The 26,322-nt window shown below is 35.1% G+C and carries 26 protein-coding genes and 1 pseudogene; 9 read left to right on the plus strand and 18 right to left on the minus strand.

Features of this window, described 5'->3' with window-relative positions; all coding sequences use genetic code 11:
- Positions 1 to 349 precede the first annotated feature (349 nt).
- The 7 genes from ACQKIH_RS05995 to ACQKIH_RS06025 form a co-directional block, all read right to left on the minus strand.
- Positions 350 to 2,032: a methyl-accepting chemotaxis protein gene (locus ACQKIH_RS05995; protein WP_427764117.1), complete on the minus strand. Its 1,683-nt coding sequence runs from the start codon at positions 2,030 to 2,032 to the stop codon at positions 350 to 352.
- 52 nt (positions 2,033 to 2,084) lie between these two features.
- On the minus strand, positions 2,085 to 3,245 hold the full coding sequence (locus ACQKIH_RS06000) for an ATP-grasp domain-containing protein (RefSeq protein WP_057989782.1): 1,161 nt from the start codon (positions 3,243 to 3,245) through the stop codon (positions 2,085 to 2,087).
- A gap of 354 nt (positions 3,246 to 3,599) precedes the next feature.
- Positions 3,600 to 3,767, minus strand: a complete 168-nt coding sequence (locus ACQKIH_RS06005) for a hypothetical protein (protein WP_427764119.1) — start codon at positions 3,765 to 3,767, stop codon at positions 3,600 to 3,602.
- Positions 3,768 to 3,898: 131 nt separating this feature from the next.
- On the minus strand, positions 3,899 to 5,356 hold the full coding sequence (locus tag ACQKIH_RS06010) for an extracellular solute-binding protein (RefSeq protein WP_057989783.1): 1,458 nt from the start codon (positions 5,354 to 5,356) through the stop codon (positions 3,899 to 3,901).
- Between the two features lie 23 nt (positions 5,357 to 5,379).
- Complete coding sequence (locus tag ACQKIH_RS06015) at positions 5,380 to 6,258, minus strand: carbohydrate ABC transporter permease (RefSeq protein WP_057989784.1); 879 nt, start codon at positions 6,256 to 6,258, stop codon at positions 5,380 to 5,382.
- Between the two features lie 12 nt (positions 6,259 to 6,270).
- On the minus strand, positions 6,271 to 7,164 hold the full coding sequence (locus ACQKIH_RS06020; protein ID WP_427764123.1) for an ABC transporter permease: 894 nt from the start codon (positions 7,162 to 7,164) through the stop codon (positions 6,271 to 6,273).
- A 327-nt stretch (positions 7,165 to 7,491) separates the two neighbouring features.
- Positions 7,492 to 7,920, minus strand: a complete 429-nt coding sequence (locus tag ACQKIH_RS06025) for a hypothetical protein (RefSeq protein ID WP_057989792.1) — start codon at positions 7,918 to 7,920, stop codon at positions 7,492 to 7,494.
- A 786-nt stretch (positions 7,921 to 8,706) separates the two neighbouring features.
- Here ACQKIH_RS06025 and ACQKIH_RS06030 point away from each other — a divergent pair.
- From ACQKIH_RS06030 to ACQKIH_RS06045, 4 genes and pseudogenes are all read left to right on the plus strand, one after another.
- Positions 8,707 to 8,910 carry a hypothetical protein gene (locus tag ACQKIH_RS06030; RefSeq protein WP_057989786.1) on the plus strand — a complete coding sequence of 68 codons (204 nt, stop codon included), beginning with the start codon at positions 8,707 to 8,709 and terminating at the stop codon, positions 8,908 to 8,910.
- Between the two features lie 214 nt (positions 8,911 to 9,124).
- Positions 9,125 to 9,286, plus strand: a pseudogene (locus ACQKIH_RS06035) (TnsA endonuclease N-terminal domain-containing protein); the annotation flags it as partial.
- Positions 9,287 to 9,334: 48 nt separating this feature from the next.
- Positions 9,335 to 9,616 (plus strand): hypothetical protein, encoded by a 282-nt coding sequence (locus ACQKIH_RS06040; RefSeq protein WP_057989787.1) that lies wholly within the window; start codon positions 9,335 to 9,337, stop codon positions 9,614 to 9,616.
- 330 nt (positions 9,617 to 9,946) lie between these two features.
- Positions 9,947 to 10,375, plus strand: coding sequence for a hypothetical protein (locus ACQKIH_RS06045; RefSeq protein WP_057989788.1), 429 nt, complete (start codon positions 9,947 to 9,949; stop codon positions 10,373 to 10,375).
- Between the two features lie 189 nt (positions 10,376 to 10,564).
- Here ACQKIH_RS06045 and ACQKIH_RS06050 read toward each other — a convergent pair whose 3' ends face one another.
- A complete protein-coding gene (locus tag ACQKIH_RS06050) occupies positions 10,565 to 10,720 on the minus strand; it encodes a hypothetical protein (RefSeq protein WP_427764127.1) in 156 nt (51 codons plus the stop codon).
- A gap of 262 nt (positions 10,721 to 10,982) precedes the next feature.
- Between ACQKIH_RS06050 and ACQKIH_RS06055 the strand changes: the two genes are divergently transcribed.
- The 3 genes from ACQKIH_RS06055 to ACQKIH_RS06065 all read left to right on the plus strand — a co-directional run bounded on the left by ACQKIH_RS06055 (position 10,983) and on the right by ACQKIH_RS06065 (position 12,868).
- Entirely contained in the window at positions 10,983 to 11,642 is a 660-nt protein-coding gene (locus tag ACQKIH_RS06055) for a GTP pyrophosphokinase (protein ID WP_427764129.1), read from the plus strand.
- A 370-nt stretch (positions 11,643 to 12,012) separates the two neighbouring features.
- Positions 12,013 to 12,279 carry a hypothetical protein gene (locus tag ACQKIH_RS06060; protein WP_057989333.1) on the plus strand — a complete coding sequence of 89 codons (267 nt, stop codon included), beginning with the start codon at positions 12,013 to 12,015 and terminating at the stop codon, positions 12,277 to 12,279.
- A gap of 250 nt (positions 12,280 to 12,529) precedes the next feature.
- Complete coding sequence (locus tag ACQKIH_RS06065) at positions 12,530 to 12,868, plus strand: hypothetical protein (RefSeq protein ID WP_427764134.1); 339 nt, start codon at positions 12,530 to 12,532, stop codon at positions 12,866 to 12,868.
- 268 nt (positions 12,869 to 13,136) lie between these two features.
- Here ACQKIH_RS06065 and fabF read toward each other — a convergent pair whose 3' ends face one another.
- A complete protein-coding gene (fabF, locus tag ACQKIH_RS06070) occupies positions 13,137 to 14,372 on the minus strand; it encodes a beta-ketoacyl-ACP synthase II (RefSeq protein ID WP_057989329.1) in 1,236 nt (411 codons plus the stop codon).
- Positions 14,373 to 14,494: 122 nt separating this feature from the next.
- Between fabF and ACQKIH_RS06075 the strand changes: the two genes are divergently transcribed.
- Positions 14,495 to 15,343, plus strand: a complete 849-nt coding sequence (locus ACQKIH_RS06075; RefSeq protein WP_057989327.1) for a helix-turn-helix transcriptional regulator — start codon at positions 14,495 to 14,497, stop codon at positions 15,341 to 15,343.
- A 454-nt stretch (positions 15,344 to 15,797) separates the two neighbouring features.
- On the opposite strand, the gene hflC is transcribed toward ACQKIH_RS06075, so the two are convergent.
- From hflC to citZ, 8 genes are all read right to left on the minus strand, one after another.
- Positions 15,798 to 16,850, minus strand: coding sequence for a protease modulator HflC (gene hflC / locus ACQKIH_RS06080; RefSeq protein ID WP_057989325.1), 1,053 nt, complete (start codon positions 16,848 to 16,850; stop codon positions 15,798 to 15,800).
- Positions 16,850 to 17,815, minus strand: coding sequence for an FtsH protease activity modulator HflK (gene hflK, locus ACQKIH_RS06085; protein ID WP_057989324.1), 966 nt, complete (start codon positions 17,813 to 17,815; stop codon positions 16,850 to 16,852). The genes hflC and hflK overlap by 1 nt, the downstream gene beginning before the upstream one ends.
- 267 nt (positions 17,816 to 18,082) lie before the next feature.
- Positions 18,083 to 19,627 (minus strand): two-component system histidine kinase PnpS, encoded by a 1,545-nt coding sequence (gene pnpS, locus ACQKIH_RS06090; protein ID WP_427764140.1) that lies wholly within the window; start codon positions 19,625 to 19,627, stop codon positions 18,083 to 18,085.
- Entirely contained in the window at positions 19,627 to 20,337 is a 711-nt protein-coding gene (locus tag ACQKIH_RS06095; protein ID WP_057989320.1) for a winged helix-turn-helix domain-containing protein, read from the minus strand. Before ACQKIH_RS06095 ends, pnpS begins: the two co-directional genes overlap by 1 nt.
- Positions 20,338 to 20,383: 46 nt before the next feature.
- Positions 20,384 to 20,818, minus strand: a complete 435-nt coding sequence (locus ACQKIH_RS06100) for a MaoC/PaaZ C-terminal domain-containing protein (protein ID WP_057989318.1) — start codon at positions 20,816 to 20,818, stop codon at positions 20,384 to 20,386.
- A 149-nt stretch (positions 20,819 to 20,967) separates the two neighbouring features.
- Positions 20,968 to 21,906, minus strand: coding sequence for a malate dehydrogenase (mdh, locus tag ACQKIH_RS06105; RefSeq protein WP_057989316.1), 939 nt, complete (start codon positions 21,904 to 21,906; stop codon positions 20,968 to 20,970).
- Between the two features lie 273 nt (positions 21,907 to 22,179).
- Positions 22,180 to 23,442 (minus strand): NADP-dependent isocitrate dehydrogenase, encoded by a 1,263-nt coding sequence (gene icd / locus ACQKIH_RS06110; protein ID WP_057989314.1) that lies wholly within the window; start codon positions 23,440 to 23,442, stop codon positions 22,180 to 22,182.
- A gap of 77 nt (positions 23,443 to 23,519) precedes the next feature.
- Entirely contained in the window at positions 23,520 to 24,635 is a 1,116-nt protein-coding gene (citZ, locus tag ACQKIH_RS06115; RefSeq protein WP_057989312.1) for a citrate synthase, read from the minus strand.
- A 285-nt stretch (positions 24,636 to 24,920) separates the two neighbouring features.
- Here citZ and ACQKIH_RS06120 point away from each other — a divergent pair, with 285 nt between their 5' ends.
- Positions 24,921 to 25,859 (plus strand): AI-2E family transporter, encoded by a 939-nt coding sequence (locus ACQKIH_RS06120; RefSeq protein ID WP_427764146.1) that lies wholly within the window; start codon positions 24,921 to 24,923, stop codon positions 25,857 to 25,859.
- Here ACQKIH_RS06120 and ACQKIH_RS06125 read toward each other — a convergent pair.
- Complete coding sequence (locus ACQKIH_RS06125) at positions 25,843 to 26,232, minus strand: FxsA family protein (RefSeq protein ID WP_427764149.1); 390 nt, start codon at positions 26,230 to 26,232, stop codon at positions 25,843 to 25,845. The two genes, ACQKIH_RS06120 and ACQKIH_RS06125, sit on opposite strands and share 17 nt — an antisense overlap.
- Positions 26,233 to 26,322: the final 90 nt, after the last annotated feature.

The raw sequence follows: 26,322 nt of genomic DNA on the forward strand, positions 1-26,322 counted from the left end.
ATTTATCAATTTCATCTGTGCTCACTCTTTTTAAGTTTTGAATTACGATTGTACGTTCTCCTTCTACTTTAGCGATTGTTCCGTAGAAATGCCAATATAAATGTAGAAAAAACAAGAAAAAAGCCTAGAAGCACGAACTACTCCATGCTCTAGACTTGTCATTTAAATTTCCACTCATAAAGAGCACTTTCCACTATAAAAGTTAGAAATAAATGAATCGATAATATTAGGTTCGTTCTGCTACTCTACAGGAGCCAAACACGATGTGGTGCACTTAACATTCGTTCCTCTTTTCTAGGGACATGGCTTCAAGAAATGTGTTCCTGCCGCTATGATTTCGTCGCAGAATTTATATAGTAAATCGATTAATTTGAGATTTTAATTTAATAATCATTTCATTTAGCTCTGTTGCAATACTTAACATTTCTTCAGAAGAAGCTGTTTGCTCTTCCATCGATGCTGCAATGCTTTGTGAATGTTCATTTGTTGCTTCTAATGATTGTACTGTTACATTAGTTGTTTCTAGTATTTGCTGTGAACCATTCGAAATTCCTTGAATCGTCATCGTCACCGTTTGAATCTCTTTATTCATCTCGTCCACTAAGTTAGAAATCGTATTAAACGTTTCACCTGCCGAATAAATTGTCAAACTTTCCTGCTCAATTTTTGAAACTACATTATTAATGGCAACAACGGATTCATTTGAATCTTTTTGCATCTCAGCTATTAAAGTGGTAATATTGCTTGCTGAGTTAGCTGATTGCTCCGCTAATGAACGAATTTCATCTGCTACAACAGCAAAGCCTTTCCCGTATTCACCAGCACGTGCTGCTTCAATGGCCGCATTTAATGCTAGTAAATTAATTTGGTCAGAAATATTTGAAATAATCTTCGTAATTTGGCTTACTTCCGTAGAGCGGCTATTCATTTGCTGCGTTTTAGCTAATGATAGCTTAGCTGTCTCATTGATACTCTCAATCCCAGCAACTGATTTTTGAATAACTTCATTTCCTTGTGTTGCTACATTTGTCGCATTACTCGCTTCATTTGAAACCGACTGAGTTAAATCTGAAATATCTGTAATTTGATCAACAATTTGTTGTACTGCTACAAGATTTTGAGTTGCTCCTGATGTGATAAGCTCTGTACTTGATGCAATTTCTTGAATGGCACCAGAAACTTGATTGGATGCAATCGTTAATTGCTCTACACTCAATTTTAATGTAGCTGAACCTTCTTCTACATGTTGAGAAGTATCCGTAACATGTACAATCGTTTCTCTTAATTGAGACTGCATATGTTCGAAGCTCTGTGCTAATCGGCCAATTTCATCCTGCCCTTTTACTTCAAGTTGCTTAGATAAGTCTCCTGCTGCTACAATTTCTGTATGATCCGCTAATACCATTAAAGGATTAACAATCCTTTTGGAAATTATCACCGCTATAATCGAACCTAAAGTTATTGCAACAACTAAAAGACCCATAACAATTTTTATTAAAAGACTATTTAACTCATCAATAAAATCGGCATCAGCATCTAATCCTAATACAGAATCCGTTCCTGGGATTTGTAAAAACGTTGATTTATGCTTTCCATAATCGTCTTCATAAATTTCACTCACAATCATATCCCGTGTGCTTAATGCCTTAGCTTGATCAGATGTAAATGCTAATGGTGTTAAATAGTCATCGGTATTACCTAAGGCTAATATCACTTCTTCTCCATCTACTTTACTCATAATATAGGCATTTTCTAGCTCAAGTTCATTTTGGAATGCTGTGATTTCTCGCTGTAACTCCTTGTATGTAGCTTCATCAGATTTTGCATTAATTACAATGTCTGCATCAACCATAACACTAAACTTTTCCATATTTAACATTAAATTTTGATTGTACTGCGGGATAATATGACTAGTAATTAAATTACTTGAAACGAAGAATAGTACAGAGCCAAAAACGATACTCACCGCAACAATCGGAATCAAAACTGCTAACAAAACCTTCGTTTTTACTGATTTCATAATTTTGAACATTGGTAGCTACCTATAATCAATAGTAGCTTTCCCCTCCTTGCTATTTTGAATTTCAATTTGATATCGCCATTTTTTTCTCGACAAATGACATAAAGTCCAGCGATAGAATATGATTGTTTTGTTCAAGTGAATCACAGCTGTAAAAAATAACGGCAAATGTTGATCCACTTTCTAAAGGGATATGTCGATATTCTAAAATATGGTCAAACTGCTTTTTTAATTGATCATGCAAAATCACGAAATTTGAATCGATTTTTAGATCATGATCGAATTCTGCACATGTAAAATTGTAAATTTTATCGTCCATTGCCTGTATTAACTGTGGCCAATCTGGCTTTGATTGTTCAAAAAAATGATGATACGGATTGACACCGTAAGCAACATAGCCTAACTCTGTTGTACCTATTCCAGCAAACCTCAGTGGATTAATTTCAATAGGTATAAATTCTCCATTACTTTGCATTCTTAGCTCAATATGTAATGGCATTTTTCTCAAATCAAATAATGTATTTAGTCTAGCTATAAACGCCGAAATAGGCGCTAAATAATTGGCTAATATTTTCTTACTTGTATAATAAATGCGATCACTCATATCTTTTTCATCTTTAAACATCCTTGAAAAAACATTCAGTAAAACCGGTTCGTTGTTGTCATCAAAATATAGATCTACAGCAAATTCCTGACCTTCGATATAGCTCTCAATAATAAATGAATTTGTATCTAATACATCCGTTGAGTAATTTTCACTACCCGATTGCATCGTACTGACTAAATTTTCAAGAACCCGTTGATATTCATGTTTATTATCTATCCGGTAAACCCCCACACTTGAATAGCCAATCGAAGGCTTCAATATAACTGGATAAGGCAGTATTTCAGTATCTATATGATGTAATTCTCTCATAGAAGCTTCTAAAAAGAAAAAATGGGGGTAAATTTTTGACAAACATTTCCTAAAATCCACCTTGTTTTTAAATAAATTTGCTACTTTTGTTATGTTTGCTTGACTATGAAATTCATTTAATAGTTGAAAAGCCTCCTCAGAATTCATAATTATTAATTCCTCTGATCGAAATACATTTTCTAAATCGTGTTGCTCTACTAAATTTTGTCCCAGTATTTCTTTTCGCTGTATATCGCACATGACAATGTCTTTTTCATAAAGTGTTTCTGACAAAAGCGGCGATATGTATGTACTATCAAGTAAAATCAAAAATATTCCTCCAATACTCTCTGCTAACATGGAAATGTTCGATATACCATCCAATATACCTAAATCCACATCAATATTAGGTATTTAATTTCTTTATTTTTCAATTGAATTAAACCCTTAATACTATATCCACTATTATACATCAACATTACTTTTGGTCTTTATTTCAGATTTTTCTAATAAATATTTCCATTTATTCCATTACCGCTATTACGGTTAAAGAAATCAAAAAAGCTGAACAGAAAGTACAAGTACACTTTTCTGTAACAGCTCTTTAAAATAGAAAAGCCTTTATTGTCTAATCAAACCGAATAAACAATAAAGACTAAGATCTAATATTACGTGATAATATGCTTATTTTGATTTTTTAAATTTAACTTGTTCAACCGTATCACGTTTTTCAATATAAGGAATCTCTTCAAAAATAACCGTTAATAAAAACGCATTTAATAATGGAATAATCACATACATCGGCATGCCTACTAAATCATATGGCATTAAGCCCCGCGCGAATACTTCCACAAAACCAATTTGCGAGAAGCGAAAAAAAATGACAACCCTAATTAAAGAGTTGTCACTTCTTCATGTGCTATTTCAATCTATCAGGCTTGAAGCAAGAGCATCTTCATCTGCTGAAAGTATTGTACATTCCGTTACTTAATATTTTCGTTTGCATATTTCGTTAGTTGCTCTCCACCAGATGCGTGCCATTTCGTAACAAACTCATCAAATGCATCGATTGATTTTTTCCCTGTAATAATATCTGCTGCATATTCTTTGTATAAGTTTTCCATCGCATCCCATTGCGAAATCATATCTTCTGGGATCGTAAAGTTGTTATCCTCATGATAATACGAGTTTACTGCTTCTTGCGATTGTTTCGCAGGTGCGCTTAATAATGGAGTATCCTCGCTCACTTTTACACCTAAGTCCGCATTCATCGGCTCCCAATAACGAGCAAACCATTCTGAATAATATTTATCATTTAACTCCGCTACATCAACGTTTGTCGTGTAATGTGTGCCTTCATAACCTAAAGAATCTAATTTTAAACCGTTTGGACTCGCTAAGTAATCTAAAATTTCAAATACGAGCTCTTTGTTCGGTGATTGAGAAGAAATCGCTAAACCGCGCGTTTCTTTCGTTACACTTATTGCACCGTACCCTTGACTTACACCTTTTGCAGGAGGTAATACGGTTAATGTAGCGGTTTCACCATTCACTTGTTTTTGACGGCTATTATAAAAATCTACTACTTTCCCATTCGTCCCTACAATAACACCTGTTTGATTATTATAAAATGCATCTTCTTTTGTATCCCAAGCTTGTGTTAAATATTGATTATCCAGCAAACCTTTTGAATAAAGCTCGCTATAATAAGCTAATTTATCTTTTTCTGCTGCCGATACTTTTTTGTAAACAAATGCACCGTCTTGTTGTAACCAAGAAGAAGTAACTCCAAATGCATCATTGAAAATAAAATCTAACTCGGCGATATCACCTGCAACAGTTACACCATTTTTCACGAGCCCTTTTGCTACTAATTCTTCTAAAAATGCTGTGTAGTTTTCTACTGTTGGATTTTTCACTAATGTAGCACCTGAATCCGTTTGCTCTAGGAAATCTGTACGAACTACCGGCACTTTATTGTCGATATTTTTCACCCATAAAAGATATGGATAATTTTCCAAACGTGTTTTATTATGTGCTTGTAAAATACCTTTTAAGTGTTCTGACTTCTCGATGTACGGCGTTAAATCTTCCAAAAGATCTTGATTCTCGATTTGCTCGTCTCCACCTTGGAAATAAATTAAATCTGGAATCGTACCACTGTATAATAATAAATTTAATTTTTCTGCGTATGAACCTTGTGCTACTTCAACCAATTCAAACTCAATATCTAAACCTTTGTCTTCCTTTAAACCAACCTCTAACGCATCATAAAACTTTACCGCTTCTGGATTTGATGGACCGTCATCTTTAAACACTACTTTAATAACGGTCTTGCCCTCTTCATTTACTTCTGGTTCTGTCGATGTGTCGCCTTTATCACTACATGCCGCTAAAATTAATACAAATAACGTTAAAAATAATAAACTTAATTTCTTCATTTAAAATACCTCCATTTCATTTCTTATTCTTTCTCTCCGCCATCCATCGTACCTTTTGTGAAGTATTTCAAGATTAAAGGATAAAGTAATAACATCGGAATGACTGCAATGACAATCGTTGTAGATTGCAACGAACCAAAATCAAGTGACGCAAGTAATTCCGGTCTCATCCCTTCAATCCCTTGTAACATCGTCATATTATCTTGAGACACGACGAATTGACGCAAAACAACTTGTAATGGCCATTTATTTGGATCCGTAATATAAATCGTCGCACGGAAATATTCATTCCAGTGATAAACACCATAAAATAATGCCATTGTAGCTAATGCTGGCTTTGATAGCGGCAGTATGATACTGGTAAAAATACGAAAATGTCCTGCCCCATCAATACGCGCTGCTTCTACAATGCTATCCGGTATTTCTTGGAAGAATCGCATTAAAATAAATAAGTAATACACATTAATCGCCTTATACAAAATGACAGACGCATAGGAATTTAACAGTCCTAAATCTTTCATTAATAAATACTCTGTAATCATAGAAGGCTCAAATACCATAATGCCGATTAATACAAATAATACAAACTTCTTCCCTACAAATTCAGTACGCGCTAATACGTACGCTGTCATGGCTGTTAAAAACAAATTTAATAACGTGCCGATAATCGTGATAAATAAGGAATTCAGTAAGCTTTTTATAATTAATGGGTTCGAAAAAATAATTTCATAATTGATAAACGAAAACCCTTTAGGTAACACGCCTAAGCCTGATAACTCATTTACGCGGGCTGGATCTGATAATGACATCGCTAAAATGTTTAGTAATGGGATTAAAATCGCAAGCGCGAATAAAAATAAGACAAATTGAATAATCGATTTTGTAACAGAAAATGTTCTCATTTTAATCATCCCCTACCATACACCTTTGCCCGTAATTTTTTTCGATATAAAATGTGTACCTAAAATTAATATTAAGCCAATTACACCTTTAAATAAACTTGCCGCTGTTGCATAAGCATATTGCCCATTCATTAAACCGATTCGATATACATACGTATCTAAAATATCAATGACACTTAAAACAGAGTCATTCATTAAATTGAATACTTGGTCAAATCCAGCATTCATGAAAAAACCTAAATTTAAAATAAATACCGTAATTACCGTACTCACCATTGCCGGAAGTGTAATATAGCGCATTTGTTGAAACGTTGATGCACCGTCCATTTTCGCTGCTTCATAAAGAGAAGGACTTATTTTTAATATTGCTGCAATGTATAAAATCGTATCCCAGCCGGCACTTCGCCACATTTCGGAAAACACGAGTACCCAACGTATATGTTCCTTACTCGTCATAAAATCAATTGAAGGAAGATTGAAGAAATTTCGTATCACATTAATTGCACCATCAGCGGGATTTAAAAAAGTAATCCAAATTCCTGCAATGACTACCCATGACAGAAAATGAGGGAGGTACGATATTGATTGAATAAATTTCCGATAAGGTCCAAAACGTAATTCATTAATAAGTAACGAAAGGATAATCGGAATCGGGAAGATAAAAATAATTTTCATCGAACTAATAATAATAGTGTTCTGCAATACATCTAAAAATGCCGGCGAACTGAAGAGCGTATTAAAATGCTTCATACCAGCCCATGTATTTTCCCCAATAATTTTATAATCTTCAAATGCAAGTTTCATATTAACAATCGGGATAATATGAAAAATTGTGAAGTAAATGAAGCCAGGAAGTAACATGACATATAAAATAAGATCCTTGCGCATACGTTTCAGCGTTTTCATAGGTAAGTGCCTCCTTCCTTATTACGCCAAATGTTGCACACAGAACTTTTCAATAAATTTGTCGTACTAATAAGTTCGGTCTCATAAATTTTGCTTCTTTTCCCTTTCCATGTCAACGAGTATTTCATTTTTCTAATACATACGACTAGTCAGTTTGTTCACAATTCACCTGATTTTTCCCATCTTAATTACACCTCGGCGAAATTTTATCCAGTCTAACTTTATGTTGATTATATAGGTGTTTCGCTGCGAATAGTTTGTTCAAAAAAGCAAAAAACGTTCCATTTGCTTACATGCAAATGGAACGTTTTTTAGGGTATACCCTTATTATTTCAACTTTTTAAATTTATAATTTTGTACAGAATCTTTTTCTTCACGATAAAAAATCTCTTCAAAAATTACTGTTAAGAGGAACGCATTTAAGAATGGAATGACGAAATACAGAGGCATTCCACCTAAATCATACTGCATAAGTGAGCGCGCAAATACTTCAACAAATCCGATTTGCGTGAAGTAAAAAATCATTCCAATTCCTACTTGCCAAATTGGTCGCTTGTCTTTGCGCTTTTCGAACCATAATACTTTTTTAAAGGAATTTCGAACATCCTCTGCAATGATGAAACCAGCAAATAATAATACGATAAATAGAACAGGTATATGAAAAATAGTCGCATTGATCCAAGTAAAACTCGTGCCCTGAAATAATGCTGTTACGGAAGTTGCGATAATGAATGCTAGCAACGTATTTTGAATCATTCTACTCAAATATACACACTCCTTTTCAAGTTACATAAACTATTATAACAGAAAATATATTATTTGAAAGTAATATAGTTTCTATAGTAGCTGATAGCATCATAAGAATAGAGTACATATTTAAAATATAGTTTGATTAAAATCATCTCTCCTCTGCAAATTTCTTAGAGCTTAGATGATTACCCAGTTGGATATTTATGTTAATGTAACTATAATGATTTTGATGGAATGTACTTAAACTAAAATCGCAATTAGCGGACCTAAGATATTTGTAATTGGAGTGGTTAATTGTTTAAAGAACACATTTTTCGCTATCGGGTACAGCTACGATTGGAGTTGATGGTGAAATGATAGAATTAATTCCGCAAGAAGGATATGAAGTCCCCCTGATATTCCACATCAAATGTTTAATAAAACTAATCTTGATGTAGATTTTAAAGTTACCTCTCAGCCAAATAGCAAGGGAGATAGAGTTCTAACACAAAAATAATATTCAACTACCATTAAAGAATATTGTTTTCTCCCATATTCTATGGTGGAACAGGGCTTCATGGATGACTAACTGGGGCTTTACTTGAAGATTATTGAGGTGCATATGCAGCTCTATTTTTCTTATTGAATGAACGGAGCACTTTAGTTAAATAAGGTTTTTTTTTACGAATGTGTTAATTAAGTTGATTTATGTAAAATATTGAACGAAAGGGGTGCTTTACTTCAAGTCTGGGGGTGGCACTTTTTTCTTAAACTAACGCAGGACAGTTAAATAATATTTATAGGGGGTATTTTATGATTAAGTCTTTAAAAGGGCAATTTATCTTATCTATATTTGTTGCTATTGGCTTTGTTTATGTTAATTTTTCTAGTATTGAGTTTATTGCTGACAAGAGGGATCCAACATTTCGGGTAATATTTTTCTTCACCATGATTTTATTGGTGTTTAATGCGGGATTATTGACGGAAAAATACATTCAAACAAGAAAGAAGAAATAACTTTTATCCAACTGACGGGGGCTTAAGCAAAAAAAGGCTGCCTTTGGGGTAGCTTATTCTTATTAAACTAACGAAGCAGGTTAGTTCAATAAGGATAAACTAGTATTTGTGTAGATTTTAAATGAAGTTTTACTGTTTAAAAAAAGATATACCGTTTTAAATAAAGTTATACTGTTTCACTCCTTTGGATTACTATAATCTCAAGGAGTGTTTTATGTCTAAAAGAACTAGGACATCTAAAGTTGTGATGTCGATTAAAGACGGTCGAGGTTCTGGAGTATGTGCGGATTATAAACCGTGGTTAAATATTCAGGATGTTTCATCATTGGAAAGGTCTACACGTGTAAGAGGAATTAAATCAAATAGACAACATGAATTGTGATAATATAATTAGAAGTAGAAGCCTTTATTTTAGGAGGATCATATGAGCTTGATAGCGCAACATCCTTATATAAAAATTGAAAGAAAAGTGACAAGTTTTGAACAGTTTGAAATTGAGCATGACCGAATCATTTACTTATACAATGACAAGGTCGTTACACAGTATAGAGAGTTTCCGATTAAGGTTGTGATGGATTTTTCTTTTCGAGAAATTGCAAATCAAGGTGGTATTCTCTATTTACATACGCTACAAGGTGTATATACGTATATCGTGAAATCTTCACCAAAAGATTTTATCACAGCATATAGAGCATATTTCAAGTAAAGGTTGCATTATACGTTCTAGATAAAAAATCGGCAAGGGAGTTTTAATCTGGTTATGAAAAGGTTATGGGAATTCCAGATTTAACAAAATGCAGCGAGCCTTATCGGTACTTATATCGTTTATTGGCAGTTCAAGGGAAAGTTGAGTTAAATGTTTGGTTAAATCACAAGATATTCCTTATTCAACTAATGCGGGCTTTACATCAAGTAGGAGTAAAGCCTTTTTTCTTATTGAATTAAAGCAGCAGTTTAGTTCAATAAGAATTGTTACTTTTATTCAATATTAACGTCTACTGTAAATAAAGGGGTGAGTATAATTAAAAAGATTTCTGTGTTAATTATTATTGGACTGATTATGATAGGAATATTTTTTTTTGAACCGTTTCGTTCAGAACCACCTACACCAAACGTAACAATAGGAGATGTTGATATTCCTACTACACAAGGGTCATTCTGCTGGCATGGACTTTTATCCGGCCAATGTATAGATAAAATTTATACTAGTCCGTTAGATATGGCAGATGAACACAAACCAACTGGGGTCTCTCCAAACGAAGAAATAAGTATTACATTTAAGAAAGAACCCCTAGAGGGAACGATGGTAGTTGAACAATTGGTGGATGAGAACAATAAAATAGATATCGAAGTAAAGAATGACATAATTAAAGTTCCGAAAGAAAAAGGTGTATACGCTTATTATGTAATAGCTAATTGGGAGCGAGGAAACGGAAACTATGCCTTTTCAATAGAAGTAAAATAAACCTTATTAAGCTAACGGGGGCTTTAGCAGAACAAGGCTGCCTTTGGGGTAGCTTTTTCTTATTGAACTAACGGGGCAGGTTAGTTCAATAAGACAATGGAAGTTTTCATGTCGCATTTGACACAAACTGCGAAACAAAAAAAGGCAGCGCAAAGCATTCTGCCTTTAAAATATTCATACTCCTTTTTATTAATAAAGGGAGGTCTGTAAGTTTTTTGACTCAATCATATCAGATACAAACGTATACAGATTTGGTGGATGCTCTGCAATGCGGTGTGCAAGATACAAGTACCATTCCGTGCCATATGTGACGTACACTTTTGTTTGTAGATTTTCATTTCTCAATGATTTAATTAAATCTGGACGAACGCCATAATTCCGGTATTGGAATAGTCATAATTGATTGTTCCCAGGGACGTGAAAATTTAAGATAATGGATTTCTCGCAGTTTGGGGGAGCTCAAACGTTCTTCAATTTAGCTTGTTTCTACAACACGATTACACTTCCATTTCATCCCCTGGCTAGTCACTCTTATATATCCGATTCAAACCACCTGTGATATGATGACAGAATAATAAAGTGTGATTTTAATCAAGGGGTGTTTAATATGTATCAAGAGACAAATAAGATTGATTTAGTTCAAAAGGTTTTAAAAAACTGGAAAGGCTTTTTCATCCCATATGAGATGGCGTTATATGAGTTGAAGAGTGATTTCAATATTATTGATCTTGAATGGAAATCGAAACACGGATACTCTCCCATTGAGCATATGAAAACACGCATGAAAACTATTATGTCATTGGTTGAGAAGATTGAAAATAAAGAAATACCGCTGACTCAAGAATCTATTAAACAAGAAATACGAGATATTGTTGGAGTACGAATTATCACTAGCTTTATTGATGATGTATATTTGCTGAAGGAACATATCGAGCAGCGTGAAGATATTCGCATGATTAGAGTAAAAGACTATATTAAAGAACCTAAAAAGAGTGGCTACAAAAGCCTTCATCTTGTTGTAGAAACGCAAGTCATCTTATCTAATGAAGTAATATGGGTTCCCGCGGAAATCCAAATCCGAACATCCGCTATGGATTTTTGGGCATCAACAGAACATAAACTCAACTATAAATATCAAGGTGAATCGATACCGGAAGAAGCTCAAAAACAATTAATTGAGCTATCCAATGCTTCCTCGTTACTGGACAAAGAAATGTCTAAATTAAGAATTCAACTACTATCTAGTGAAACAGATTCAAATGGATAAATAATGAAAACAGAGAAAATCTACTTGATAGGTTTTCTCTGTTTTTTGTTATTTCTATAATAGTTCTTAAAAACGGACATTTTACATTGAAGTGACCCCTTAAACTTAGACACAGTTATTAACATTATTGACACTGGGAAATAACAATCTTATGAATAAGGACTATCATAAGATTCAATCTATGTTAGATGAAATCTAATACACAGTACGACCATAATGTGTAATAAAAGAGAAGGTGCTTCTTCAACTAACGGGGGCTTTACTTGAAGATTATTAAGCTTCTTAGACAGTTTTTTTTTTCTTATTGTACTAACGAAGCAGTTTAGTTGAACAAGGAATATGTTAATGTTAATAAGGGGGAGTATGAAAATTGAAAAATTATTTCAACGTTTTATCGGTATTAATATGTGGATTTGATTTAGTGGTTTATATTTTATTTTTAAACGGAATTGATTTAGTTCCAGATGAAGTAATCTTTCCTTTAATGATAGGTGGTTCAATTATTGGGTTTATTCTTTCGTGGTTTGGCAATAAAGGAGTTACAAGAAACATAGGTATTTTTGGAAATGCTTTTGTTCTATTATTTACAGTAATTGGTCCAATCATAGTGCGTTCTTTTATATGGAATGCACCTTAACGAACTGTTCACTAACGAGGGGCATTAGCAGAACAAGGCTGCCTTTAGGGGTGTTTTTTCTTCTTGAGATAACGAAGCAGGTTAGTTCAAGAAGGTGTATATGGTTTAATGATTACTTCCTAAATAAAAGGGAATTGGTGTTATGATTAGAATAATTAAATGTATGGTTGGATTGAGTAGAGGAGGGTGACGCATGAAAACTAGAGTTAATTATATATCCTAAACTTTAGTAGTGGGATTTTTTACTTTAATGGTCGTTATAGACTTCTTCCCCGATATAGGAATAAATATGTCAATAGTGATAATGGGGGGTGTTACCTTTATTGTATTAGCTTTTATTACTCGTCAAATTGGGAAACCAGTATTTAAATCAAGTAAACAAGAACTTATTTTCACCTTTTTTTCGGGGATATACATTTTCTCATTACTTATAATCTTAAGTTTACTTGGTGGTGTTTCTCAGGCTGGTATTGGATTGACTAATCCAATACCATGGGTAATTTATTTGATAGGAGTTCTTGTTTCTTATACTAAATATAAGAAGGAATTAAAACAAACAAGCAATAATGGTAGAGGAACTTGTCAATAATTCTTCAATAATCTAATTAAACTCCCATGAAAGAACGTCATAAACTTTCATTCTCTGTGGTATAGCGCGGGTTTTCCGCTACATGGATGGCTAACAGGGGCTTTACTTGAAGATCATTGAGTTGCTTAGGTAGCTCTTTTTTTATTGAACTAAAGCAGCAGGTTAGTTCAACAGTGTTGTTTAACTTGAGTTCAACAATCGGGCCATTTAATTTAATAAATCTAACCGTTTCTATAGGAAAAGGTTAGATTTACGAGAGAAAGCTTATTTACTCGTATTTTTTTAAAACAATAGCCGCATTATGACCTCCGAAACCAAATGAGTTAGATAGGCCTGTATTTATTTTCACTTGGCGAGCTACAGACGGTACATAATCTAGATCACATAATGGATCAGGGTTTTCTAAGTTAATTGTTGGAGGAACTATCTGTTCCTTTATGCTCATTGCTAAAGCAATTGCTTCAACTCCACCAGCTGCCCCTAACATATGACCAAGCATAGATTTATTAGCTGAAATTGGAATCTTATAAGCTTGCTTTCCAAATAGCTGCTTAATAGCCATCGTTTCAGAGATGTCCCCAACTTTTGTACTTGTTGCGTGGGCACTAATTACATTAATTTCTTCAGGTGATATATTGGCATTTTTTAAAGCGGATCTCATTGCAAGATATGCCCCTTTACCTTCTGGGTGTGTAGCTACCATATGGTGTGCATCTGAACTTGCACCATATCCAATGACTTCTGCATAAATCTTTGCCTCTCTACGCAAAGCATGAGATAAAGATTCTAAGATTAGTATTCCAGCTCCTTCTGACATGACAAAACCATCTCGATTTTCATCAAATGGACGACTAGCTTTAGTAGGTTCATCGTTTCTTGTTGATAATGCTGTAGCATTACCAAAGCTTGCTATTGATAAGTCTGTTAAAGCTGCCTCTGTTCCACCTGCAAACATAACGTCAACTTCTCCAGAACGGATTAGTCTAAAGGCTTCTCCGATAGCTGTATTCCCAATTGCACAAGCGGAAACAGGAGACATAGAAGGTCCCATGGCGTTCCATTTGATACTGATTTGTGCTGCAGCGGCATTAGAAATCATAGCAGGTACTAGAGTTGGGCTGACTCTTCTTGGTCCCTTCTGTTTAAGCGTATCAATATTTTCAATTAAGGTTTCAAGTCCCCCTATACCTGAACCTACATATACGCCTAACCTTTCTCCGTCTATACGTTTGAGATCTAACTCAGAGTCTGACCAAGCTTGTTCGGCTGCAGCCAAAGAAAATTGAGAAAAGCGATCTAAACGTCTTGCTTCATTCTTTCCTAAAATTTCATCTGCATCAAAATCTCGTATGATACCTGCAATTTTAGCCTTCTGATTAGTTACATCAAATGTATCAATAATGGATATACCAGATTTCCCATTAATCAAATTATTCCAAAATGTTTTTATGTTGTTTCCTATAGGAGAAACTACTCCCATACCGGTAATTACAACTCTTTCCATTTCCCATTCCTCCAAATCATTAATATACTTGTATTTTACATCCTTATTATCCTATTACAAGGGCTTGTTTATACTGGTATAATAAATACTAGGTTAAATTGATAAGATGAGGAGTTTTAATAATGAATGATAAAACTAGGCTAGAAGCTGTGTCGACATTCTTAAAAGCTAAGCGTGCCCAAATTAAGCCAGAGTCTATTGGATTGCCTGCCGGAACTCGGAGAAGGACACCTGGGTTACGAAGAGAAGAGGTTGCACAATTAGCAGGTGTAAGTACCACTTGGTATACATGGCTAGAGCAAGGAAGAGATATAAAAGTATCTTCAAGCGTACTTGATTGTATTTCTACAGCATTGCAACTAAGTAAAGATGAAACAGACTACTTATACGACCTGGCATTAGAAGGAAAATCGGAAATTACAAATCTAAAAAAGAATCAATCAGAGCTAAACCCTTCTCTAAAACGAATTTTAGCTGAATTAACATATTGTCCGACTATCATTACGGATCGGCATTGCCATATTGTAGGTTGGAATCCTGCAGCTGCTCATGTTTTTTTAGATTTTGAACAAATACCGAATAGTCAAAGAAATTTGATTCGTTTAGTTTTCATTAGAAAAGAATTTAAAGCATTGGCCGTCAATTGGGAACATTTTGCTAAAGGTTTTCTTTCTATTTTCCGTTCCTATTATGGACACTATTTAGGGGATGAATGGTATAACCAATTTATTGAAGAAATGAGTCATTCACATTCAGAATTCCAGGATTTATGGCAAGAAAGTCAAGTGAGTAAGGCTCCAGAAATGATAATTGAATTCAGACATGCAAAAGCAGGGAAAATGTTGTTTAATTTAACTTCTCTTCAAGTTCAAGGCGATATGGATTTACGGTGTAGCATCTATACACCAGTAGAGGAAACAGAAACAGAAAATAAATTAAAGCGTTTAATGAAGAGGGTTTCCGCTGAATAATAATAAAGTAATTTCATTTCGCCAGAAAAATGACACTGATTACTGAACGAAATGATTATTCCTTATGGGAAAAAGAGTTAATTTTACTTTGCCCTCCTATCTTAAGTGAGGTTGACGTTAGTTTAAGAAAAATAAGCTAATTTGCATTCGTGTTTCTAATTCCTTTATTCTTTAATAGGGTGCGATTGATTAATGAGCGTCTCTATTCTTCTTCAACTAAAGGAGGCTTTAATTGAAAATACGTATCCCGAAATAATCATCCTTTATTATAAAAACCAAACTTGATAAATAACGAACCAACTGTTTTGATCAAATTTCATTTCATAACGATTGGTTTCTTTCTATATAAAATCCGCGTTTGTAACTTACTTTTTATCGAACTTTATTCAAAAATTATAAATTGCAAAAAACACCTTCAAGCGACAAATTAATCGTCATTTGAAGGTGTTTTCATTTATTTCAAAGAGCCTGATAATAATTTCGCATACGGTGAATCAGATGGAATGATAATCATCGTTTCCTCATTAATTGTTTTCTTATACGATTCTAGCGTACGGAATAAGCTATAAAACTCAGGATCCTTGGAATACGCATTATTATAAATTTGTGCTGCTTGTGATTCTCCCTCAGCCTGAATAAGTGCCGCGTCTTTTTTCGCAGTTGCCAACATCTCTTGCACTTCTTGATCTGTGTTCGCTTCCTTACTACGTTTTTCCGCGTCCCCTTCAGATAGATACTTTTGGGCGATGGATTGACGTTCAGAAACCATACGCGTATAAACAGATTGCTCATTTTCTGCTGGTAAATCTGTACGACGAATTCGCACGTCCATCACTTCAATCCCGAAATTCGCATCCGTAATTAATTCATTGACACGCTCTGTCACGCGGTCATTAATATCCCCACGCGATGACTTTTTTTCGTTTATAATATCATTATACATTGTTTGACCAAATTCCGTACGCAATGCGGAGTATATAAACTCTTCCATACGACTTTCTGCATTTAACAACTGACCTGCATTAGAAATCAATGCTTTCGGATCGGTCACACGCCAAACGGTATAGTTATCAATAATAATCCGTTTTTTATCTTTCGTACTAATTTCTTCTTCCGTCATATCATGCGTCATTAAATTACGAGGTAATGTTGTGACACTTTGAATAAATGGAATTTTCATATGAAGGCCAGGCTCTTTTTCGTATTTCATGACTTCCCCAAACTGACGAACAACTTTAAACTCATTTTCTTTTACAACATATAAATTTGCTAATACAACAACAAGTGCGGCAAATACCCCCGTCACAATAATTGTAGATGCGAGCCACTGACGAACATTCGCTGGTTTTTTATTCTTTTTGATAGGTGTTGGACCGCTAGAATGATTGGACTCCTTTTGCTCATCAGGTGTCACATCTTTTACAACTTTCGATGAATTTTTATTGCCAAATAGTTTCTTTACAAATTTATCTAAATCTCCATCAAAATTATTTTTATTATTGCTCATCAGTTTGAACTCCCTTCTGTTGGTTTTTCAGCTGGAGGTGTTTTTTGAACAGGTTGGATTGGCAAATACTTCATCGTCCCATTCGCATCATCATTCATAATATACATTTGGGCATTCGGTAACACCGCTTCCAACGTTTCAAGCACTAAACGTTCACGAGTAATTTCTTTATTTAATCGGTACTGTTCATATAATTTATTAAAGATTGCCACTTCACCACTTGCCTGTTCAATGCGGGCTGTTTTTTCACCATTTGCTTTTGAAATAATCGCATCTTTTTCGCCTTCCGCTTCACTTATACGCTGATTTCGATACTTATCTGCCTCATTATTTTTTGTTCGCTGCATTTCACGTGCATCGGTCACGGCTGTAAAGGCAGCACGAACTTCTTCATTCGGAACATCAACATCTTGTAGTTTGACCCCCATAATGCCAATACCAATATCATAGTTTTCAATAAGTGACACGAGTATATCACGCGTTTTCGCTTCAATATCCGCTTTTCCATCTGTTAGTGCGGCATCAATTGTTGAGCTACTAATAACCGATCGTATTGCACTCGATGTCGCACTATGTAAGATCTTTTCTGGTTCTTGTGAATTAAATAAATATTTCTTTGGATCAATGATACGCCATTGTACAACTAAATCCGTTAATACGATGTACTCATCTCCTGTAATCATTTTTGTTTCTTTATCAAATGATTCTAATACGCCCTCTGCATTTTGCTTATAACCAAATTGTAAACTATATGTTTCTTTCGATAAAACTTCCACCGTTTGAATCGGCCAAGGCAATTTAAAATGTAACCCTGAATCTTGCACCGTTTCATCTGCCTGACCAAATGTAATGATAACTGCCTGCTCCGATTCATCTACCGTATACCAAGACGTCGTTACAGCAAGCAGCGCAATAAGCGAGAAAAGACCAAGGCCAATAAATGATAATGTACGTTTTACACCCATCGCAAAAACCCCCTATCCATATTTTCATTTCTATACCATTTACGGAAATAACAACTAATAAGTTTCATATTTATGCAAAAATATTATTTTAGTGAAGTTTTTACAACAAAAGAAACAAAAAACAAAACACAGCCATCCATTTACAATTGGACAGGCTGTGCTTTGTTTTGGGGTGAGTTGTTTTTCGCTATATTCGAAACGGGGGTTTCTAAATATAACTTTAGCACCGAAATATAAAGTGCATATAAACGATTTGTAAAGACATTGTTAAATTTTCGGAGCAAGTGGTAAATACACCTTCATGCTCGTTCCACTACCTACTTCACTCGTTACTTGAATTTTCCCATGATGGGCCTCGATTAAATGCTTCACGATGGATAATCCTAATCCTGTGCCACCAGAATTTCGGCTACGTGCGCGGTCTACTCGGTAAAAACGTTCAAAAATGCGGGCAATTTCAGCCTTTTCAATACCAATCCCTTGATCCTTCACTTCAAATATTCCATATTGATCATTAGTACTAATTCGTATTGTCACCATGGTATCTTCTTTTGAATAAGCAATTGCGTTATTAATTAAGTTCGTGAACACTTGAATTAATCGATTGGTATCGCCTAAAATTATCGCATCTTGTTCAATTTCCACTTCAAACTGCATATTTTTGCTTTCCAACTGCGCACTAGTTATGTCTACAACACGAACTAAGATATCTTGTAAGCGGGTTGGTAAAGCATTTACTGTAAAGCCATGCTGTTCAATTTTAGATAGTTCCAATAATTCATTTACAAGCGCTTGAATACGATTACTTTCCTCATTAATGATTCCTAAAAACGACAGCATCATTTGCTCATCTTTAAAAGCACCATCAAGTAGCGTTTCTGAAAAACCTTTAATGGACGTAATTGGTGTACGCAGTTCATGTGATACATTGGCAACAAAATCTTTTCGAATTTGCTCTAAACGTATTAGTTCACTTATATCATGCATGACGATTACGACACCTAACCAGCGTCCATGCTCCCCTACAACAGGTGCACCATATACTTGTTCAACATAACTTTCGTGTTCGATTTCCATTTCCAATTGCTGACGATAAGGCATTTCCGTTAAAAATACATGATCGATAAATTCTTCTAATACATTTGGCAATCCAAGGTTTAAAAAGTTTTTCCCAATTAATTCATTTTTATCCAATTCAAAATGCTTCTGAAACTTTCGATTAACGATTGAAACATTGCCCTCACGATCGATCATCATAAGGGCACTTCCCATATTTTCAATTAATGTTTTCAAACGTTCTTCTTCAATCTTTCTCGACTTTGTAATATCTTGTAAATTTCTTGCTAATATATTAATCGAATTTCGCAGCTCTACTACCGTTTTCGGTCCATTTGCAAACGCTCTTGCTCGGTAATTGCCTTTCGATAATTCCATAGCAGTCCTCGTAATATTAATAATCGGATGAATAAAATTATTCGCTACACGAAGCGACATCATCACCATTAATACGAATGAAACAAACATTAATACGCCAAGAAATAAGTACAGTCGTTTATGAATTGGATCGAAATCATCTATATTTTTATCAATTTCATACGTTTTCAGTAATGCTTCTTTTTCAGTAGCTGTGAGCTGTATTTGCTGTTCATTTAATACTTGCTCAAATTGCTGTTGATTTAAGCTTGCTGTTGTTTCTACATAATCTAGAGCAAAAAAAGGGAAAAGCTGCCCTATAAATAATGCTAGAACAGCTAATATGGAACCAAAAACAAATATTAACGTATGAAATAAGCGATTTGTCATGGCACTCATTATTTTTTAGGCTCCTCAAACTTATAGCCTAACCCTCTTATCGTTTTAATATAAATTGGCTTTCGACTATTTTCTTCAATTTTATCTCGTAAGTGGCTAATATGTACATCGACGATTCGCGTGTCTCCTGCAAAATCATAGTTCCATACAGCACTTAGCAATTGATCGCGCGTTAATACTCGGTTTTTATTTTCAAGTAAATAGACTAACAACTCAAATTCCTTTGGCGTAAATTCCAATGATTTTTCATCGATAAATGCTTCAAAGCGCTCTGGATAGACTTGTAATTTCCCATAGGAATACACAATTTCACCTGGCTCACTTACTTCTTCTACGATTGGAGCTGAAAAGCGTCGTAATACAGCCTTCACGCGTGCAATGACTTCCCTCGGACTAAAAGGCTTCGTCATATAATCATCGGCACCTAGCTCAAGCCCCAGCACTTTATCAAATTCATCATCCCTCGCCGTAAGCATGATAATCGGAATATTGATACGTAATCTGCGAAGTTCTTTACATACTTCCACGCCATCTAATTTAGGCAACATTAAATCGAGCAGCATTAAATCTGGTGACTGCTCAACCGCAATATCTAACCCTGCTTGTCCATCATGTGCGAGCAGTACTTCAAAACCAGCTTGTTCTAAGTTATATTTTAATAACGTTGCAATCGATACTTCATCTTCTACCACTAAAATTGTCTTTGTCATTTTCTACTTCCTCCAAAATCGATTTGAAACCCCCATCTCAAATCAATTAATATGGTGGTGAAACTTTTAAAATCCCCTCAACAATCGATTGCTTTTGTGCATTATATCCTTGCACACTTATTTCAACCTGATTTTTCAACTCATCAATTTGTTCCAATTGTAATGTGAATTCAATCGTTTCATAATGAAAGACGGGATGTGAATAAATTAAATGTTGCTCTACAATATTTGAACCCGGTCCTGGCATATGTTTAGAAATAGCAGAAGTAATAATACCATTTAGCATAATCGTCGGTACAATTGGTTTACCAAACGGTGTGTCTGCTGCATAATCATGCTGAATATATAACGGATTACTGTCATTCGTTAAACCTAAGTATAATAATAAATCCTTATCCTCTATCGTTTCTGTAATGTGTAACCGCTCACCAATTTCTAGTTCATCAATTTTCCTGCCTACTTTTCCATTCGGTTTCAACAAATATGCGCAACCCCTTCATCTTGAGATTATCTTCATAGTATCAACTTTGACCACAAAGTACAAATACAGGTGAGCTAAAATTTTACATGCCTCAAGTTTATACAAAAAACCCAAGCAAGAATTCATTTCTCACTTAGGTCATTCACAAATTAGATTAACGCATTCATTACTTCTTTAACCGCTTCGGCTGAGTGATCTAATGCGGCCTTTTCTTCTACTGTAAGCTCTAATTCAAAGATTCTTTCAATGCCATTTGCACCTAATAATGTCGGGACACCTAAATAAATCCCCTCATAACCAAATTCACCTTCTAAATAGGCAATTGACGGTAATATACGTTTCTGATCTTTTAGAATCGCCTCGGTCATTTCAACCATTGCAGCAGCTGGGGCATAATAAGCGGAACCATTTCCTAATAGATTCACGATTTCACCGCCACCACCACGCGTACGCTGGACAATTTCTTCTAAACGCTCCGCCGAAATAAGCGTTTCAAGTGGAATCCCACCTGCAAATGAATAACGTGTGAGCGGAACCATCGTATCCCCATGTCCACCTAATACAAAACCTGTAATATCTTTGACCGAAATGTTAAGCTCTTCTGCAATGAAAGCTCTAAAACGCGCTGTATCTAACACACCTGATTGTCCAATAACACGATTTTTAGGGAACCCTGTTTCTTTAAACACCGTATACGTCATCGCATCAACTGGATTTGTTAATACGATTATTGTTGCATTAGGAGAATATTTTGCGATTTGCTTCGATACAGACTTCATGACCCCTTGATTGATTTGTACTAAATCATCACGACTCATGCCTGGTTTACGCGCTATACCCGCAGTGATTAAAACAATGTCTGAATCTGCCGTATCTTCATATTTTGCTGTTCCTTTTACATAAGAGTCGAAGCCTTGCACAGGTGCAGCTTCCCACATATCAAGTGCTTTACCTTTAGTTGGATTTTCTACTTCCGGAATATCTACCAAAACAACATCACCTAATTCTTTTTGTGCTACTAAAAACGCAGCAGTCGCTCCAGTGAAGCCACCGCCAATTACTGAGATTTTTTTTCGATTCAATGACATGTCCAATCCACTCCTCTTCATTTGTTTTACGATTGTTCGTATATCAATTACGCCTTGGCGTAATTGCGTCCAGATTTTTTTCGAGACCGCTCGAAAAACTCCCCTAAAAAATCTGTGACATCCGCCGGGGCATTAACTTGATTCAGCCTAAATAACAAATAAATGCGTTTCTATCGAACAAAAAGGGAGAAACTTAAAAGTCTCTCCCTTTTCTAATTATACGATTAATAATTTGTGCACTATTTCACATATATGAGCAAAGTCGATTACAAATTAAAGGTTTTTGATTAATTCGCTAGCAAACTCTGAACATTTTACTTCAGTAGCGCCATCCATTAAACGTGCAAAGTCATAAGTTACAACTTTAGAAGAGATTGTTTTCTCAACTGAGTTTGTAATCATGTCTGCAGCTTCTTGCCATCCTAAGTGCTCAAGCATTAATACGCCTGAAAGTAATACTGAAGATGGGTTAACTTTGTCTTGACCAGCATATTTTGGAGCTGTACCGTGAGTAGCTTCAAAGATTGCGTGACCAGTTACATAGTTAATGTTAGCTCCAGGAGCGATACCGATACCACCAACTTGAGCAGCTAATGCGTCAGAGATGTAGTCACCGTTTAAGTTCATAGTAGCTACTACGTCGAACTCATTTGGACGAGTTAAGATTTGTTGTAAGAAGATATCAGCAATTGAATCTTTAACTAAGATTTTACCAGCAGCTAATGCAGCATCTTGTGCAGCGTTTGCAGCAGCTTCACCTTGTTCAGCTTTAATTGCATCGTATTGGTTCCAAGTGAAAGTTTGATCAGCAAATTCTGTTTCTGCTAATTCGTAACCCCATTTTTTGAATCCACCCTCAGTGTACTTCATGATGTTACCTTTGTGTACTAAAGTAACAGTTGGTTCGTTGTGCTTGATTGCATACTCAATAGCAGAACGTACTAAACGGTGTGTACCTTCTTGAGATACTGGTTTAATACCAATACCTGAAGTTTCTGGGAAACGGATGTTTTTTGTACCGAATTCTGTTTGTAGGAAGTCGATGATTTTTTTAGCTTGGTCTGAACCAGCTTCAAACTCGATTCCAGCATAGATATCTTCAGTGTTTTCACGGAAAATAACCATTTTTACATCTTCAGGACGTTTAACTGGTGAAGGAACACCCTCAAAGTGACGTACTGGACGTAAGCAAACATAAAGGTCAAGTTGTTGGCGTAATGCTACGTTTAGGGAACGAATACCGCCACCGATTGGAGTTGTTAAAGGACCTTTAATAGCGATTAAATATTCATTGATTTTGTCTAAAGTTTCTTGTGGTAACCATTCGCCAGTTTTGTTGAATGCTTTTTCACCAGCTAAAACTTCTAACCATTCGATTTTCTTTTCGTTGTTGTAAGCTTTTGCTACAGCCGCGTCGATTACGCGAGAAGCTGCTGCCCAGATATCTGGACCGATACCGTCACCCTCGATGAAAGGGATCACTGGATTGTTTGGAACGATTAAATTACCATTATCTACTACTATTTTGTTAGTCATTGGAAATTGCCTCCTAATAATCGTAAATCTAGGACTGGCATCTGCACAGTCCTAGATATGTTATCATACTTTTCTGATTAACGCTCGTTAATTGGAATGTATTTTTGCATACCTGGTCCAACATACTCTGCACGTGGACGGATTAAACGGTTGTTTGCATATTGTTCAAGGATATGAGCTACCCAACCTGAAGTACGAGATACTGCGAAGATTGGTGTAAATAAGTCATGCTCGATACCTAAAGAGTCATATACTGATGCTGAGAAGAAATCTACGTTAGCTGGTAAATTCTTTTGTTCTACGATCATATCGTGAATTTTCACTGACATATCATATAATTCTGGTTTACCAGTTAATTTCGTTAATTTCTCAGACATTACGCGCAAGTGTGGTGCACGTGGGTCGCCTTTGCGGTATACGCGGTGACCGAAGCCCATGATTTTTTCTTTGTTATCAAGTTTGTTTTGAACCCATGATTCAACTTTATCAAGTGAACCAATTTCAGTTAACATTTTCATAACTTGTTCATTTGCACCACCATGTAATGGACCTTTTAAAGCGCCGATTGCAGCAGTTACACCAGAATATACATCTGATAATGTCGCTACACATACACGAGCTGTAAATGTAGAAGCATTTAATTCGTGGTCAGCGTGTAATACTAACGCTTTGTCGAATGCTTCGATTGCAATTGCTTCTGGCTCATTACCAGATAGCATATATAAGAAGTTTGCTGCATAGCCTAACTCTGGCTTCGGAGCAATTGGCTCTTTACCTTGACGAACACGAGCAAAAGTTGTTACTACTGTAGCAATTTTCGCTTGTAAACGAATTGCTTTACGGTAGTTAGCTTCAGTTTCCATTACGTCTGCTTCTTCATCAAATGCCCCTAACATTGATACTGCTGTACGTAAAGCAGCCATTGGGTGTACTGTTTCGATTGGCATAGATTTGAATAGGTCTGTAATTGCCGCCGGGATAGACATGTTCTCAGCAAGTTGTTGTTTTAATTCAGCTAGCTCGTCCGCTTTTGGTAAACGAGTGTGCCATAATAAGTAAATGATTTCTTCAAACGTTGCATTATTAGTAAGGTCGTCAATGTTATAACCTACATAAGTAAGTGTATCATCGATGATAGAACTAATCTTTGATTCCGCTGCAACGATACCTTCTAAACCTTTAGTTGCTGACATAAAAAATCTCTCCTTCACTAGATAAATTAGTTTTGTAAGTGCTTTCTTAATAATATAGAAGTACACTCATTTTCGTTCTGCTCAATGAACCTATAAGTAAATCGCTTACATAATTCATTATAATCAATTTTGACGGCTTTGTGAATGTATTACGTATATTTTAGTAAATAAAAGTAAATCTAATCGATTTACTGTTTTAAAGAGAATAATAAGTTTAGAACGAGATATATCAGGCATAAAATAGGAGTGAATAAATTGAGGGAAATGTATAATTTTAGCAACTTTTTGGAACGTACCTGGAAATACGTCATCTTATTGATCTATATCGCCTTACTTTTTTTCACTTTTCCAATCGTACTAGGTATTTTTGCCGCCTATATCATCTATCCGGTTATTGCCTTTTTAAAAGAGCGATTGAAGATTCCCTTTTTTATTGCGGTCATCTTTGTCACCTTACTTTTCCTTGCATTTATAGCGACATTATTTTTTTTATTTCTACAAAGTACATTACAACTACTCCCTACGATACAAAACGCACTTCAAACATTTTCAAGTCACTACAGTACACATCCCTTACTGCCCTTTTTCCTTGAGAAAGTTTCTACACTTCTGAATGATGCTATGCTATTCTTTGTTAGTTTTGTAAAAGGTTTACTCAACTCTATTTTTGAATTATTTATTTTCTTTATCGTTTTCTACTTTTCTATTTTTGAGAGTAAAAAAAATAGACTTTGGTTTTTCACTTACACACCAAAATCTTTTCGAAAAGTTTGGTCCCATTACTTCTCAAAATCAATGGAACTCATTAGCTATTTTATTTTTGTCGAGCTTCAGCTATTTACACTGACATTTATTTTACTTTGTACAGGCTTTTATTTTTTACAATTCGATGCGCCTATAAGCAAAGCATTTTTAATATCATTAGCTGATATGCTTCCTTTTTTAGGAATCGGCATTTTTTTACTGCCACTCGCTGCCTATTTCTTTTTTGTAAACAAGCTAACATTAGCAATCGCGCTCATCCTGCTTTATGTTTTCGTCCAAATAACAAGGCAGCTAGCTGAGTCAAAATTATGGTCACATACGCTACATTTACGCATGGTCCATACTTTTTTAATCAGTGCTGCCTCGATTTTACTGTTTGGATTTTATGGCATCCTGTTAAGCCCTATTTTATTAATGCTTGCAGTAAAAGTTAAACAAAGTACTATTTTTGCAAAATAACGACTTGTCCGTGCTTCATCTTTTTACGTAACCACAAGAAAATAAGTGGCTTAAATAAGTTTCTTGTAATGCCTAATACAAATAACAGACCGATAATATCTGTTAAAAAACCTGGTAAAGCTAATAAAATTCCTCCGATAAAAATCATAAAAGTTTCAATCATTGGTACACCAGGCGGCTGACCTTGTGCAGCACTGTTTTGAATGGCTTGGAAAGATTTTGTGCCACGTTTTTTAGCAATTAACACACCAACAACCGATGTCACGATAATTAATAATAATGTATATAAAACGCCGATCGCTTTGCCGACAATGATGAAAGTCGCAATTTCAGCAAATACTAAAACGAGTAGTCCTACTAGTAACTTTTTCATGCATATTCCTCCTATTGTTACTTTTATATACGTTTGCTAGACAAAAAAGTTTCATTTCCTCTCAACAAAAAAACATCATTTAGATAAAAA

The organism is Solibacillus cecembensis (assembly GCF_050272495.1).
In the GTDB taxonomy this organism is placed as follows: domain Bacteria; phylum Bacillota; class Bacilli; order Bacillales_A; family Planococcaceae; genus Solibacillus; species Solibacillus cecembensis.

Coding starts and splice junctions, on each gene's coding strand:
- ACQKIH_RS05995 (WP_427764117.1), bottom strand. CDS start 2,032: ATGTTCAAAATTATGAAATCAGTAAAAACGAAGGTTTTGTTAGCAGTT.
- ACQKIH_RS06010 (WP_057989783.1), bottom strand. CDS start 5,356: ATGAAGAAATTAAGTTTATTATTTTTAACGTTATTTGTATTAATTTTA.
- ACQKIH_RS06015 (WP_057989784.1), bottom strand. CDS start 6,258: ATGAGAACATTTTCTGTTACAAAATCGATTATTCAATTTGTCTTATTT.
- ACQKIH_RS06020 (WP_427764123.1), bottom strand. CDS start 7,164: ATGAAAACGCTGAAACGTATGCGCAAGGATCTTATTTTATATGTCATG.
- ACQKIH_RS06025 (WP_057989792.1), bottom strand. CDS start 7,920: ATGATTCAAAATACGTTGCTAGCATTCATTATCGCAACTTCCGTAACA.
- ACQKIH_RS06030 (WP_057989786.1), top strand. CDS start 8,707: ATGATTAAGTCTTTAAAAGGGCAATTTATCTTATCTATATTTGTTGCT.
- ACQKIH_RS06040 (WP_057989787.1), top strand. CDS start 9,335: ATGAGCTTGATAGCGCAACATCCTTATATAAAAATTGAAAGAAAAGTG.
- ACQKIH_RS06055 (WP_427764129.1), top strand. CDS start 10,983: ATGTATCAAGAGACAAATAAGATTGATTTAGTTCAAAAGGTTTTAAAA.
- ACQKIH_RS06065 (WP_427764134.1), top strand. CDS start 12,530: ATGGTCGTTATAGACTTCTTCCCCGATATAGGAATAAATATGTCAATA.
- fabF (WP_057989329.1), bottom strand. CDS start 14,372: ATGGAAAGAGTTGTAATTACCGGTATGGGAGTAGTTTCTCCTATAGGA.
- ACQKIH_RS06075 (WP_057989327.1), top strand. CDS start 14,495: ATGAATGATAAAACTAGGCTAGAAGCTGTGTCGACATTCTTAAAAGCT.
- hflC (WP_057989325.1), bottom strand. CDS start 16,850: ATGAGCAATAATAAAAATAATTTTGATGGAGATTTAGATAAATTTGTA.
- hflK (WP_057989324.1), bottom strand. CDS start 17,815: ATGGGTGTAAAACGTACATTATCATTTATTGGCCTTGGTCTTTTCTCG.
- pnpS (WP_427764140.1), bottom strand. CDS start 19,627: ATGAGTGCCATGACAAATCGCTTATTTCATACGTTAATATTTGTTTTT.
- ACQKIH_RS06095 (WP_057989320.1), bottom strand. CDS start 20,337: ATGACAAAGACAATTTTAGTGGTAGAAGATGAAGTATCGATTGCAACG.
- mdh (WP_057989316.1), bottom strand. CDS start 21,906: ATGTCATTGAATCGAAAAAAAATCTCAGTAATTGGCGGTGGCTTCACT.
- icd (WP_057989314.1), bottom strand. CDS start 23,442: ATGACTAACAAAATAGTAGTAGATAATGGTAATTTAATCGTTCCAAAC.
- citZ (WP_057989312.1), bottom strand. CDS start 24,635: ATGTCAGCAACTAAAGGTTTAGAAGGTATCGTTGCAGCGGAATCAAAG.
- ACQKIH_RS06125 (WP_427764149.1), bottom strand. CDS start 26,232: ATGAAAAAGTTACTAGTAGGACTACTCGTTTTAGTATTTGCTGAAATT.